10 protein-coding genes, 1 tRNA gene and 1 pseudogene are annotated in these 13,480 nt (G+C 73.2%); 5 read left to right on the forward strand and 7 right to left on the reverse strand.

Annotated elements, in window-relative coordinates:
• The 3 genes and pseudogenes from MF605_RS05025 to MF605_RS05035 all read right to left on the reverse strand — a co-directional run.
• Positions 1-648: pseudogene (locus MF605_RS05025) on the reverse strand (cytochrome b/b6 domain-containing protein); the annotation flags it as partial.
• Between the two features lie 52 nt (positions 649-700).
• Complete coding sequence (locus MF605_RS05030; protein WP_061873250.1) at positions 701-1,738, reverse strand: electron transfer flavoprotein subunit alpha/FixB family protein; 1,038 nt, start codon at positions 1,736-1,738, stop codon at positions 701-703.
• Complete coding sequence (locus tag MF605_RS05035) at positions 1,735-2,517, reverse strand: electron transfer flavoprotein subunit beta/FixA family protein (protein ID WP_061867548.1); 783 nt, start codon at positions 2,515-2,517, stop codon at positions 1,735-1,737. Before MF605_RS05035 ends, MF605_RS05030 begins: the two co-directional genes overlap by 4 nt.
• Positions 2,518-2,696: 179 nt before the next feature.
• Here MF605_RS05035 and MF605_RS05040 point away from each other — a divergent pair, with 179 nt between their 5' ends.
• From MF605_RS05040 to MF605_RS05050, 3 genes are all read left to right on the forward strand, one after another.
• Positions 2,697-3,611 carry an NUDIX hydrolase gene (locus MF605_RS05040; protein WP_063189073.1) on the forward strand — a complete coding sequence of 305 codons (915 nt, stop codon included), beginning with the start codon at positions 2,697-2,699 and terminating at the stop codon, positions 3,609-3,611.
• 184 nt (positions 3,612-3,795) lie between these two features.
• Positions 3,796-5,214: an L-serine ammonia-lyase gene (locus MF605_RS05045; protein WP_134416759.1), complete on the forward strand. Its 1,419-nt coding sequence runs from the start codon at positions 3,796-3,798 to the stop codon at positions 5,212-5,214.
• A 108-nt stretch (positions 5,215-5,322) separates the two neighbouring features.
• Entirely contained in the window at positions 5,323-6,420 is a 1,098-nt protein-coding gene (locus MF605_RS05050) for a YihY/virulence factor BrkB family protein (RefSeq protein WP_225348892.1), read from the forward strand.
• A gap of 20 nt (positions 6,421-6,440) precedes the next feature.
• Here MF605_RS05050 and MF605_RS05055 read toward each other — a convergent pair whose 3' ends face one another.
• Together MF605_RS05055 and MF605_RS05060 are read right to left on the reverse strand one after the other, a co-directional pair.
• Positions 6,441-7,451, reverse strand: coding sequence for a thermonuclease family protein (locus MF605_RS05055; RefSeq protein WP_134416761.1), 1,011 nt, complete (start codon positions 7,449-7,451; stop codon positions 6,441-6,443).
• Between the two features lie 150 nt (positions 7,452-7,601).
• Positions 7,602-8,534, reverse strand: coding sequence for a TspO/MBR family protein (locus tag MF605_RS05060; RefSeq protein WP_041102773.1), 933 nt, complete (start codon positions 8,532-8,534; stop codon positions 7,602-7,604).
• Positions 8,535-8,648: 114 nt separating this feature from the next.
• Between MF605_RS05060 and MF605_RS05065 the strand changes: the two genes are divergently transcribed.
• Together MF605_RS05065 and poxB are read left to right on the forward strand one after the other, a co-directional pair.
• Positions 8,649-9,545 (forward strand): HAD family hydrolase, encoded by an 897-nt coding sequence (locus MF605_RS05065; protein ID WP_049146689.1) that lies wholly within the window; start codon positions 8,649-8,651, stop codon positions 9,543-9,545.
• 131 nt (positions 9,546-9,676) lie between these two features.
• Entirely contained in the window at positions 9,677-11,392 is a 1,716-nt protein-coding gene (gene poxB, locus MF605_RS05070; protein WP_078025394.1) for a ubiquinone-dependent pyruvate dehydrogenase, read from the forward strand.
• A gap of 87 nt (positions 11,393-11,479) precedes the next feature.
• Here poxB and MF605_RS05075 read toward each other — a convergent pair whose 3' ends face one another.
• Positions 11,480-13,042 carry an alanine/glycine:cation symporter family protein gene (locus tag MF605_RS05075; RefSeq protein ID WP_044658695.1) on the reverse strand — a complete coding sequence of 521 codons (1,563 nt, stop codon included), beginning with the start codon at positions 13,040-13,042 and terminating at the stop codon, positions 11,480-11,482.
• 217 nt (positions 13,043-13,259) lie between these two features.
• A tRNA-Ser gene (locus MF605_RS05080) sits at positions 13,260-13,345 on the reverse strand.
• Positions 13,346-13,480: the final 135 nt, after the last annotated feature.

The raw sequence follows: 13,480 nt of genomic DNA on the forward strand, positions 1-13,480 counted from the left end.
GGCCACGGGGGCGGCGACGGCCGGTGCCGCATCGGCCGGCTCGGCGACGACCGGCCGGGCCGGCGCCGCGGCGGCGGGCTCGGCCGCGGACTCGGCGGTGGCCGGCTCCGGTGCGACGACCTCCTGCGCCACCGTCTCCGGCGCGGTGGGGGCGCCCACGGCGGCCAGCTCGGTGAACCACTCCCCCTCCCGGGCGAACGGCACGTACCCGGCCATGCGTCGCCGCTCCGCGAGCGGCACGAGGTCGGACTCCACGGGCGCGGCGGGCGCACCGGTCGCGGCGGCGGCGACGGCGGCCGCCACGTCCGGCACGACGGGCTCGGTCTCCGCGGGTGCGGGGGCCCGCGTCGGGGACGCCGAGGCGGCGATCGGCTCGGGGGCGGCGGCCGGGGTCGATCCCGCGGCCGGAGTGGGGGCACCGCCGAGCCACTCGGCCTCGCGGGCGAACGGGACGTACCCGGCCATGCGGCGTCGCGCGGACAGGGGCGTCAGGGCCGACGCCGACGCGGTCGGCGCCACCGGGGCGGCGGGCGCGACCACCGGGGCGGGGGCCGCCGTCGTGGTGTCCTGCGCCGGGGCGGGGGCGGGCTCGGTCTCGGCCGGGGCGCCCTTCAGGGGGACGTAGCCGGCCATTCGCTGCTTGGGCATGCTTCTCCTCGTCCGAGGGGCGCGGTCCGCAGCGGACCGCGCCCGCACCGGTTCAGCCGCGGCGGGTGCGCAGCTGCTCGATGACCTGCGGGACCACCTGGAAGATGTCCCCGACCACGCCGAAGTCGGCGTGCTCGAAGATCTCGGCGTCCTCGTTCTTGTCGATCGCCACGATGGTCTTGGCGGTCTTCATGCCGGCCAGGTGCTGGATGGCGCCGGAGATGCCGAGGGCGATGTACAGGTTCGGGGACACGATCACGCCGGTCTGGCCCACCTGGCGCTCGGCCGCGGTGTAGCCGGAGTCGACGGCGGCACGCGAGGCGCCCACGGCGGCGCCGAGCTCGTCGGCGAGCTGCTCGACGATCGCGAAGCCCTCCTCGGAGCCCACGCCGCGTCCGCCGGCGACGACGGTCTTGGCGCCGCGCAACGGCGGACGGGCGGAGTTCTGCGTGCGGGCGTTCACCTCGAGCACCCGGGCGCCGGCGGTCACCGGGCCCAGCTCGGCGGCGGCCAGCTCCACGACCTCGGGCGCCTCGACGGCCGGGGCCCGGTCCGCGACGGCGCCGGGGCGCATGGTGATGATCCGGGGGCCGCCCTCGCCGGTGGACTCGCTGAGGTAGTCGCCTCCGAACACGGAGTGGCGGGCGATGACCTCGTCGTCGGCCCAGCGCAGCCCCACGGCATCCGCGCAGACGGGGCCGCGGGCGCGGACGGACAGGCGGCCGGCCACCGCGCGGGACTCAGGACTGCCGGAGAGCAGCACGGCCACGGGCGCGGTGCGGGCGGCCGCGGCGGCGAGGGCCTGCACGGCGGCGTCGCCGAGGGTGGTGGCGGCGTCGTCGGCCACGAGGACGTGGACGCGCGTGGCGCCGTACTCCCCCAGCCGGGCGACGGCGGCGTCCCTGCCCTCCGCATCGGTCACGAGGACGGCCTCGGGCACGCCCACGGAGGCGGCCGCGCCGAGCAGCTCGGCCACGACCGGGCGGAGCGCGCCGTCCGCGCCGATCTCGGCGTGCACCAGCACGGTCTGGCCGCTGTTCGCGGCGTCGGTCTGCGTCGTCATCTCGGTCTCCTCCACGTTCGCGCTCACACGAGCCCCCGACCCGCGAGGAACTCCACCAGCCGCTCGGCGGCGGTGCCGTCGTCGGTGATCTTCTCGCCCGCGGCGCGCTCGGGACGCGTGTCCGCCGAGACCATCACGGAGCGGTAGGCGGCCTCGGCCGGGCCCGCGGCGATGCCGAGGTCGGCCAGGGACAGCACGGTGAGCGGCTTCTTCTTGGCCGCCATGATGTTCTTGAAGTTCGGGAACCGCGGCTCGGCGGTCTTCTCCGTCAGGCTCGCCACGGCGGGCAGGGCGACGGCGGCGCGCACGTCCGCGTCCGAGGTCGCCACGGTGCCGATCAGCTCGCCGTCGGCCAGCTCGGGGGCCTCGGCGTGCGGCAGGTAGGGCCGCTCCAGGAGCTCGGCGACCATGGCCGGCACCACGCCGGTGCCGCCGTCCGTGGACACCGTGCCGGCGAGCACGAGGTCGGCGCCCTCCTTCTCGACGGCCGCGGCGATCACGCGAGCCGTCTGCACGGCGTCCGAGCCGACGAGTGCGTCGTCGGTGATCTGCACGGCGGAGTCCGCGCCCATGGCCAGCATCTTGCGTAGGGTCTTCGAGGAGTCCTCGGGGCCCACCGTCAGGGCCACGACCTCGATGTCCGCGCCGGCGTCCCGCCAGCCCAGGGCGACTTCCATGACCCGCTCGCTGATCTCGTCCGGCACGGGCTCGGCCGCGCCGTCGCGCACCACCCAGCCGGTCTCCAGGCTCAGCTCACGCTCCTGCCACGTGTCCGGCACCTGCTTGGCCAGCACCAGGATCTTCACGGCCTCTCCTCCTTGGGTCGCGGTCTCGCCCCGGGGCCTCCGCCCCGAGCACGGTGACTTACGCTACAGACTACGGGTCCGCGCACATCCGGGCCGCATGACCCGCGCGCGGGAGCGGCCGGGGCCGCCGTCGTCGGTCCGTGCGTCCGGACCATGATCGCCCGAACCGAGGAGGCACCGTGAGCCCCGCCGCCCCGCCCGCCGAGCCGTCGGCCGCCGAGGACCGGCCCCGGGTCCCGGCGGTGCCCGCCTCCTCCCTCGTGCTGGTCAGACCCGGGGCCGGCGGCGAGATCTCGGTGTTCACCGTCCGCCGCGCCGGGACCATGGCCTTCAGCGCCCACGCCACGGCCTTCCCCGGCGGCCGCGTGGACCCCGCGGACGACCTGCCGGACCGGCTGTGGGAGGGCACGGATCTGGCCGAGTGGGGCCGGCGCCTGGGGCTGCCGCACGAGCCCGTGGACGCCCACGGCACCCTCACGGAGCTCGACCCCGCCGAGGGCGCCGGTCGCGTGCTGGCCGCCGCCGTCCGCGAGACGTTCGAGGAGACCGGAGTGCTCCTGGCCCGGGACGCCGTCACCGGCACTCCCGTGGACCCGGCCCGGGTGGCCGCGTTCCCCGACGAGCTGCGCGACGCCGTCGAGCGCCACGAGGTGGACTTCGGGGAGCTGCTCGACCGCGAGGGGCTGCGCCCCGACGCCGGCGCGCTCGTGCCGTGGTCCCGGTGGATCACCCCGCACGGGGGCCCGCGCCGCTACGACACGTTCTTCTTCGCCGTCCACCTGCCGCAGGGTCAGTCCCCCGAGCGGATGTCCTCCGAGGCGGCCAGCCACGGCTGGGCGTCCCCCGCCGAGCTGCTGCGCCGCTTCCGGGCCGGCAAGGTCAACCTGATGGCCCCCACATGGTGGCAGCTGCGCACCCTGGTCGACGCCGGCGAGGACATCCACGCGGGCCGCTCCCGGTTCGAGCCCCTCGAGGGGGTCATGCTCGTGGCCGGGCAGGGGCCCGTGTTCCCCCACGCGGACGAGTATCTGCGTGACCTGACGGCGTTCCGCGCGGCCGCGCAGGTGGAGGAGTCCAAGGACAACATCCTCTGAGCGCTCCCGGCTCCGGGCCGTGCGGTGGGTGACGGGCCGGAGAGCAGCGCGGACCGCGAGCCGCGACCCCATGGCCTGCAGGGCCCCGTGCCCCTAGTCTGGTCTGCACTGGATCTCCCGGCTCCGCGCGTCCGGCCCCCACCCCCGGCCACCGCGCGTCCCGCTCGCACCCTAGGAGCACTGCATGGCGCTCAGCGTCCTCGACCTGTTCTCGATCGGCATCGGCCCGTCCTCGTCCCACACCGTGGGACCCATGCGCGCCGCCCGCCGCTTCACGGACAGCATGGGCCAGCACGGCGTCCTCGAGCGCACGGCCCGCGTGCACGCCGAGCTGTTCGGCTCGCTGGCGGCCACCGGCGTGGGCCACGGCTCGGACACCGCGGTGCTGCTCGGCCTGGCCGGCCAGGACCCTGAGACCATCGACCCGGACGCCTGCACCGGGCTCGTGGAGGAGATCGTCACGGGCGGCCGGCTGCCCCTGGACGGGCGCCACGAGATCGCCTTCGACCGGCAGGGCGACCTGACGCTGCACATGCGCGAGTCCCTGCCCGGGCATCCGAACGGCATGCGTCTGACCGCCTACGACGACGCCGGCGAACAGCTTCACACCCGCGACTACTACTCGGTGGGCGGCGGCTTCGTGGTCACCTCGGACGAGCTCGAGGCCGAGCTGGACGCCACCAAGGACGTCAACCGCGCCGACGACGGCGACACCGGCGAACCGTACCCCTTCTCCACGGGCGCCGAGCTCGCCGCCCGCTGCCACGAGGCGGGCCTGAGCATCGCGGAGCTCATGCTCGCCAACGAGGCCACCCGCCACGACCTCGACGAGCTGCGCACCCAGCTGCTGGCCATCTGGGCCGTCATGGAGGAATGCGTCCACAACGGCGTGTCCCGCACCGAGCCGATCCTGCCCGGCGGACTGAAGGTCCGCCGTCGGGCCCCCGCGCTGCGGGAGCACCTGCTCCAGACCACCGACCGCACCGACCCCATGTGGGCCATGGAGTGGGTCAACCTCTTCGCGCTCGCGGTGAACGAGGAGAACGCCTCGGGCGGGCGCATCGTCACCGCGCCCACGAACGGCGCCGCGGGCATCATCCCGGCCGTCATGCTCTACTACATGCGCTTCGTGCTCCCCGAGGGCGCCACGCAGCAGGAGCGGGACGACAAGGTGGTCGAGTTCCTGCTCACCGCGGCGGCGATCGGCATCCTGTACAAGCGCAACGCCTCCATCTCCGGCGCCGAGGTCGGCTGCCAGGGCGAGGTCGGCTCGGCCTGCTCCATGGCGGCGGGCGCGCTGTGCGCCGTGCTCGGCGGCACCGTGGACCAGGTGGAGAACGCGGCCGAGATCGGGATCGAGCACAACCTCGGGCTGACGTGCGACCCCGTGGGCGGCCTGGTCCAGGTGCCGTGCATCGAACGCAACGCGATCGCGTCGGTGAAGGCCATCAACGCGGCCCGGCTGGCGCTGCTCGGGGACGGCTCGCACCGGGTGACCCTGGACCAGGCCATCAAGACCATGCGCGACACCGGCGCGGACATGAAGTCCAAGTACAAGGAGACCTCGCGCGGCGGCCTGGCCGTGAACGTCATCGAGTGCTGATCGCCCGGGTCCGCGGCCCAGCGCCGCTCCGGTCGGGACGGACGGGGCACCCGTCCGCTAGCGTGGGGCCCGATCCGCACCCTGCCCCCCGAGCGCGAGAGGACCGACGTGGCCATTCATCCTGTGGACGCGACCCTGGAGGCCGCGAAGATCGATCCCGACCAGCGTGCCGAGCGGCTCAAGGGGGTGAAGCTCGACGGCGCCGGCTGGAAGTACGCGCTCACGCGCGCGCTCAAGGAGTTCGGCAACGACGGCGGCACCGACCTGGCCGCGAAGCTCACCTACTACCTGGTGCTCTCGCTGGCCCCCTCGCTGCTGGCCGTGTTCTCCATCCTGTCCCTCGTGCTCGCCTCCAACCGCGGAGCCATCGACGATCTGCTGGGGCAGCTGACCGGTCTGGTCCCGAGCGACTACCAGGCGCTCGTCACGAACCTGGTGACCACCATGAGCGACTCGGCCGCCTCAGGCGGCGGGATCATCGCCCTCGTCATCGGCATCGCGACCGCCCTGTGGTCCGCCTCCGCGTACGTGAAGGCGTTCAATCGCTCGGCCAACACGGTGTACGGCTACGAGGAGGGCCGCGGCCTGGTGAAGCTGACGCTGACCAACCTGCTCACCACGCTCATCCTGATCGTGGGCATCGTGGTCGTGCTGATCTCGCTGGCGCTGAACCGCTCACTCGTGGACGGCTTCCTCCAGCCGATCGCCGGGCCGCTCGGCATGACCGGCGTGGTGAACTTCCTCTCGGACACGTTCCTGCCGGTGTGGGCGTGGGTGAAGTGGCCCGTCGTCGTCCTGATCCTGCTGGTGCTGATCGCGACCCTGTACTACACCACCCCGAACGTCCAGAAGCCGCGCTTCCACCTCTTCGGCCCCGGCAACATCGTGGCGCTGGTGGGCATGGTGCTGGCCGCGGTGGCCCTGTCCGTGTACTTCACGCAGTTCGCCGGCTACTCGGCGTACGGCGCGATCGGCACGATCATGGCGCTGCTGTTCGCCCTGTGGATCTTCAACATCGTGCTGCTGCTCGGCCTGGAGGTCGACGCCGAGGTGGAGCGTGCCCGCCAGCTCGAAGCCGGCCTGCCCGCCGAGGCTCGGGTGCAGCTGCCCCCGAAGGACGTGGCCGGGGTGGAGAAGCGCGCCGAGAAGCAGACGGCCGTGGAGGAGCGCGGCTACGAGCTGCGGGCGGTCCACGAGGGCCGCTGACCGCACCCGATGCGGCGCCCTCAGCGCCGGGCCGCCCGGTAGCCGTCCGCCTGGGCCGCGGCGGCGGAGGCGTAGCAGTTGCGCGCGTTGGTCTTGCCGTAGTGCTGCTGACCGGGCATGTGGTAGATGCCCGAGTTGTCGTTGGCCTTGACCGGGTGGGAGTCCGGGCACACGGAGTCGGCTCCGCGCACCGGCCCCGCGTCGCCGGCCGCGGGGGCCGCCTCCGGGGCGGGGGCCGGGGCCGCCTCCGGGATGGGCTCGGCCGCGGTGCCGCACTCCCCGGAGAACCTGCCGACGCCGTTCGCCCGGGCCTGCTCCCACGCCGCCTCGACCTCGGGCAGGAAACGGTCGTTGCCGTCGAAGACCGCCGGCTCGCCATAGCCCAGGCGGGCCATCTCGGCGTTGACCAGGACGCCGTCGGCGTACACGCCGGCGAGGAGGCGGTCATAGCGGTCGTAGAGCCGGCGGTCGTACCGCAGCACCACCGTGTCGCCGGGGCTGATCATCGACTTCAGCGCCGCCGTCGCCTCCGGGCCCATGCACTCGACCGGCTTCGAGGGGTGACGGGTCTCGGGGGTGTCGATGTTGAGCAGGCGCACCCGCGTGGACACCTCGCCGAGGGTCACGCGGAGCGTGTCGCCGTCCGAGATCGACTCGACCGTGACCACGTCTCCCTCGACGTCGGCCGGGGCGGCGGGCGCCGCCGGCTCGGCACTGCGGGAGCCTTCAGCAGTACGCGACTCCTCCGCGGCACGTGCGGCACGCGACTCGGCGGCCCCGCTCGAGGACGACGCTGCGGCGCGCGAGCTCTGCGCGGCGGAGGAGGAAGCGGCCAGCGACGACGCAGCGGCACGGCTCGTCGCGGCCGCGTCGACGGACGGGGTGGGCGTCGTCGGCATCGTGCTGACCGACGCGGAGGTGTCGGCATCGCTCGCCGGGGTGACGCCGTCGTCGGTGGCGGTGCAGCCGGTGAGCAGGAGCAGGGACAGTGCGGCCGCGGGGAGCGCCGCGCGCAGACGGGCAAGGGGCACGAGGATCCTGGAGGGGAAGGGACGGGGACATGACGAAGGCCCCGCCGTGAGGCGGGGCCTTCGGATCACCACATCATCGCATGTGGGAGGCACAGGTGTTGCCGCACGTCACGACAGCATCGGTCCCCGTTCCGTCAATGACGACGGGGGTCAGCGACGGCCGTCGATGGGGTCGCCGCCGCCGTCGAGTGCGTCGAGGACGAGGTCGCGGGCCTCGCCCGTCGCGGACCGGCGGGAGAGCAGCAGCGCGGCCAGCCAGCACAGCAGGACGATCGCCGCGCCGCCCCACGCCAGGAGGGCGAGGCTGCCCGAGAGCAGCCCCGTGCCGTCCGCGCGGCCGACGCCGATCCACACCAGACCCCACGCGAGCGCGAACGCCGGAGCCGGGCGGCCGCCGTTGTACACGGCCGTGAACGCGCCGATCAGCACGGCCACCACGAGCATCACCTTCGCCCAGAGGGACGACTGCCCCGGATCGCCGACGACGCCGGTCGAGGCCAGCCACGCGGCCAGGTTCGCCACGGCGGCGATCGAGACCCAGCCCAGATGCAGGCCCTGCACCCCGTCCAGGAGGATCCGCTCCCCCCAGCTGTGCGCGCGGACGGATTCGAGGAGCACCAGGATCCACGCCAGGCACGTCAGCAGCAGCGCGATCACCACGACGCTCAGCCCCAGCAGCCCGGCCTGCACCGTCCAGATCCACGCGGCGTTGAGCAGCACCGAGACCAGGATCCACGGTCGCAGGCGGTCGTGACGGGCGGACTGGGCCGAGGCGAGGAACTGCCACACGGCGTACGCCAGCAGCCCCGCGTAGATCACGGACCAGATGCCGAACGCGGGGGTCGCCGGGGAGACCCAGGTGGCGTCCGGGCCGAGCCAGCCGCCCGCGGCCTCGGCCACGGGGGTCAGGCCGCCGACGACGCCGGAGCCCAGGAACGCGGCCACGACCGCGAGGATCACGACCACGAGCATGGCCACCCGGCCGCCCGTCGAGGACAGCCCCGTCCCCGAGCTGGGGACGCGCGCCGCGGCGTCGGGGCCGAAGGGGCTGCGGGACGGGCCGAGGTCGGTGGCGGTGCTCATGGGTGCTCCCGTGGGGTGATCGTCGGGGGTGTGCCCCGGGCGGGGCGGGTCTCAGGGTCAGCGTAGCCGCCGGGCCCATCGCGGGCACGGGCCACCGCGGCCTAGGGTGGGGGCATGCGCACTTCCTCCCCGATAGGACTCCTGCTGGACGTGGACGCCCCCGTGGCCTCCACCGAGACCCGGACCGTGCCGGAGGGGATCATCGACGTGCTCGTCCGTCTCGCGAGGCGCGGGGTGCCGGTCGGCTTCAACACGGGCCGCTCCACGGACTTCCTCCTGCACAACCTGATCGCCCCGCTGCGCGACGCGGGCCTCCCGGACGACGCTCCCTTCCACGCGATCTGCGAGAAGGGCGCCGTGTGGTTCCCGTTCTCCGCGGTGCCCTCCGGGGACCTGCCCGACGTCACCGTGGACGGCACCGCCCCGGACTGGCTCCGCACCGACCCGGACATGGCCATCGACGCGGACACCCGTGACGCGATCTGGGCCCTCAACGATGAGCGCGCCGGGGACCTGCAGTTCACCGACCGCACCAAGCTGGCCATGGTCTCCCTCGAGAAGACGGTCGGCGCCGACCAGACGGAGTACGAGCGGGTGCGCGACGACGTCGCCGCGGGCGTCGAGGATCTGCTCGCCGAGCGCGGACTCGCCGAGGAGGTGCGCGTGGCGCCCTCGGTGATCTCGGTGGACGTCGAGCACCGCTCCTCCGGCAAGGACCTGGGCGTCGAGCGCTGCTTCGACCTGCTGGCGGAGGCGGGCACCCCGGTGCCCGAACGCTGGCTCACCGCGGGCGACTCGCGCAGCGACTACGCCATGGCCGACCGGCTGCACGAGCGCGGACTCGCCGTGGAGCACATGGACGTGCGGCCCGCCGACGGCGTCCCCGAGAAGCCCTACGGCGTGGTGACGGCGGCGATCCTCGCCGAACGCGGCATCGGCGACGCCGACGACGTCCACGAGCGGGCGGGCGAGTCCCTGCTGCGCTGGGTGGAGCGCGACCTGCTGCGCTGACCAGGCCGGACGCCCCCTCTGCGGACGGCCGACCCTCCCCGGGCCTGGACCTCGACCCCTAGCGTGGAAGGCAATGCCGCGCCCCTGCCGAAACCGGCCCGGGCGCCTCCCGACCAGAGAGAGGTTCCACCGTGGCCACCGTCGCCCAGAACATCGTCGAGACCCTCCACGCCTCGGGCGTGCGCCGCATGTACGGCGTGCCCGGGGACTCCCTCAACGGGCTGACCGAGGCCCTGCGCTCCCACGGCGGCATCCAGTGGGTGCACACCCGGCACGAGGAGACCGCGGCCTTCGCGGCCTCCGCCGAGTCCCAGCTCACGGATGAGCTCGCGGTCTGCGTGGGCTCGTGCGGTCCGGGCAACCTCCACCTGATCAACGGCCTGTTCGACGCCCAGCGCTCCCGCACTCCGGTGCTCGCGATCGCCGCGCACATCCCGTCGGAGGAGATCGGCTCGGGCTACTTCCAGGAGACCCATCCGCAGGACCTGTTCCGCGAGTGCTCCGTCTACGTGGAGCACGTCTCCTCGGCGGACCAGATGCCCCGCATGCTGCGCACCGCGATGCGGGCCGCCGTCGAGCAGCGGGGCGTGGCCGTGCTCGTGATCCCGGGCGACGTGGCCCTCACCGAGCTCTCCGCGAAGCCCGAGGTGATCCGTCACACGCCGTCCCGCGTCATCCCGGCGGACTCCGTGCTGCGCGAGGCCGCCGAGGCCCTGGACTCGTCCAAGCGGATCACCATCCTGGCCGGCGCGGGTGCGGCCGGCGCCCACGACGAGGTCGTGGCCCTGGCGGAGCGCCTGCAGGCCCCGATCGTCCACGCGCTGCGCGGCAAGGACCGGATCGAGTACGACAACCCGTATGACGTCGGCTTGACCGGCCTGCTCGGCTTCGCCTCCGGCTACCACGCGCTCAAGGAGGCCGAGACGCTGCTGATCCTCGGCTCCTCCCTGCCGTACCGGCAGTTCTACCCCGAGGACGCCACGGTCATCCAGGTGGACGTGCGCGGCGAGCAGATCGGCCGACGGGTGGCCGTGGACGTGCCGCTCGTGGGCGGCGTGAAGGAGACGGCCCAGGCCCTGCTGCCGCTGCTGCGCGGGAACTCGTCGTCGGCGTTCCTGGACAAGGCGCTCAAGCACTACGCCAAGACCCGCAAGGACCTCGACCAGCTGGCCTCCCCGGGACGCGGACGCGTGCATCCGCAGTACGTGGCCCGCCTCCTCGACGAGCTGGCCGACGACGACGTGGTGTTCCTGCCCGACGTCGGCTCCCCCGTGATCTGGGCTTCCCGGTACCTGACGATGAACGGGCGCCGCCGGATCATCGGCTCCCTGTCCCACGGCTCCATGGCCAACGCGGTCACCCAGGCGGTCGGCGCCCAGGCGGTCGACCCCACCCGCCAGGTGGTGGCGATGGCCGGCGACGGCGGGCTGGCCATGATGCTCGGCGAGCTGATGTCGTTCGTGCAGAACGGCCTGCCCGTGAAGACGCTCGTGTTCGACAACGACTCGCTGAACTTCGTGGAGCTCGAGATGATGGCCGCCGGGTTCGTCCCCTACGGGACGAGCCTGGAGAACCCGGACTTCGCGGCGATCGCGGAGGCGATCGGCATCAAGGGCTTCCGCGCGGACCACACGACGGACCTGCCCGCGGTGATGCGCGAGTTCCTCGCCCACGACGGGCCGGCGCTGCTGGTGGTCAAGACCGAGCGTCAGGAGCTGACGATCCCGCCGAGCATCGAGTTCGAGCAAGCCAAGGGCTTCGCGCTCTACGCCATGCGCACCGTCCTGGACGGCAAGGGCACCAAGCTGCTCGACCTCGCGAAGGCGAACCTGCGCCAGCTCTTCTGACCTGCCGCGCACGACGACGGCCCGGACGCTGGCGGCGTCCGGGCCGTCGTCGTGGTGGGGCGGGGAGAGCCCAGCCCCGCCGGTAGGTCAGGCGCGGTGGGCGCCGCCCTCGGCGACGATCGGGTGCTCGGCCGTGCCGGCGACGCCCTGGGTGATCAGGCCGTCGGCGCGGTGCTCCCAGAAGTCCGCGTTGCGGATGCCGAGCGGGCGCGGGTCGAACTGCGGGTCGAGACCCTGGCGCTTCTGTGCGCGGTAGTCCTTGAGGGCCTTGAGGGCCGGGCCCTGCAGCACCAGGATGCCGAGGATGTTCAGCCAGGCCATGGAGCCCACGCCGATGTCGCCGAGGCCCCAGGCCGCACCCGTGGTGGCGACGGCGCCGTAGGCCACCGACACGAGGATCAGGGCCTGCAGGAAGCGCAGCGCGACGCGGCGGACCATGCCGTTGCGCAGGTTGCGCGTGAGGAACACGATGTTGACCTCGGCCATGTAGTAGTACGCCACGATCGTGGTGAAGGCGAAGAACGCCAGCGCCACGGCCACGAACGTGGGGCCGAAGCCGGAGAACACGGCGTCGAAGCCGGTCTGGACGAAGGCCGGGCCCTCGGAGGCCGTCGGCGAGACGATGCCCTCGAACAGCAGGCCGGAGCCGGACCCGTCCGAGTACACCCGGTAGGCGCCCGTGGAGATGATGATGAACGCGGTGGCCGAGCAGACGAAGAGCGTGTCGATGTACACGGCGAACGCCTGCACGAAGCCCTGCTTTGCCGGGTGCGAGACCTCGGCGGCCGCGGCGGCGTGCGGGCCCGTGCCCTGGCCGGCCTCGTTGGAGTAGACGCCGCGCTTCACGCCCCACTGGATGGCGAGGCCGAGGATCGCGCCGAACACGGCGTGCACGCCGAACGCGCTGGCGAAGATGGATCCGAAGACCTCGGGGATCTGGTCGAAGTTCAGGAACAGCACGATCAGCGCGAGGATGATGTACAGCACGGCCATCACGGGCACCACGTAGACGGCGAACGTCGCGATGCGCTTCACGCCGCCCAGGACGATGAAGGCCAGCAGGATGACCATGGCCAGGGCCACGACCCAGGCGGGCACGGCCCACGCCTCGCCCACGGCCGCGGCCACGCCGTTGGCCTGCACGCCCGGCAGGAAGTAGCTGGTGGCGAAGACGGTGACGACGGCGAACAGGATGGCGTACACCTTGAACGCGGGGGCGGCGGCCGTGTGCTTGTAGGCCTTCTCGAAGTAGTACGCCGGGCCGCCGCGGTACTCGCCGGTGTCCGGGTCGCGCTCCTTGTAGATCTGGCCGAGCGTGGACTCGATGAAGGACGTGGCGGCGCCGAGCAGGGCCATGACCCACATCCAGAACACGGCACCGGGGCCGCCGAACGCGATGGCTGTGGCGACGCCGCCGATGTTGCCCATGCCGACGCGGCCGGCGAGCGACATCATGAGGGACTGGAGGGACGAGGTGCCGTCCGCGGAGTCCTGGCCCTCGCGGAGCTGCTTCACCATGTCCGGGATGTTCACGAACTGCAGGAACATGGTCCGGATGGTGAAGTAGAGGCCGACGATCAGGCAGAGCCAGATCAGGGCCGGGGACCAGATGACGTCGTTCACGGCGGTGATGAGATCTGCGAAGGACATGGGGTCTCCAGATCGGGGTGGGGATGGCCGGTGCGGTGCGAGCTCCGAGCGGCGGCCGCCGGCGGTCCCGGACGACTGGGGAGAAGGATACGCGCAAATGTGACCCGCGTCTCGCATCCAGCGTGGCGGATCGGGAGTCCGGGCGCGCGGCCCGCGACGACAGCGGCCCCGGACATGCGAAAAGCCCCGGAACCACTGGGGTCCCGGGGCTTGCCCGCGGAGGATGGGGGATTTGAACCCCCGAGGGCTGTTAACCCAACACGCGTTCCAGGCGTGCGCCATAGGCCGCTAGGCGAATCCTCCTTGGTGCGCCCCCATGCGGCGGACCGCGCGAGGGCAGGTTCCATCATAACCAGATCGTCCTGGGCCGCGCCAATCCTCCGCGGGAGGCGCGAGCTCGGCCCGAGCCTCCCCGCGGCCCGAATCGCCGCGCCCGCC

It is taken from the genome of Micrococcus luteus (genome assembly GCF_022664405.1).
GTDB lineage: Bacteria > Actinomycetota > Actinomycetes > Actinomycetales > Micrococcaceae > Micrococcus > Micrococcus luteus.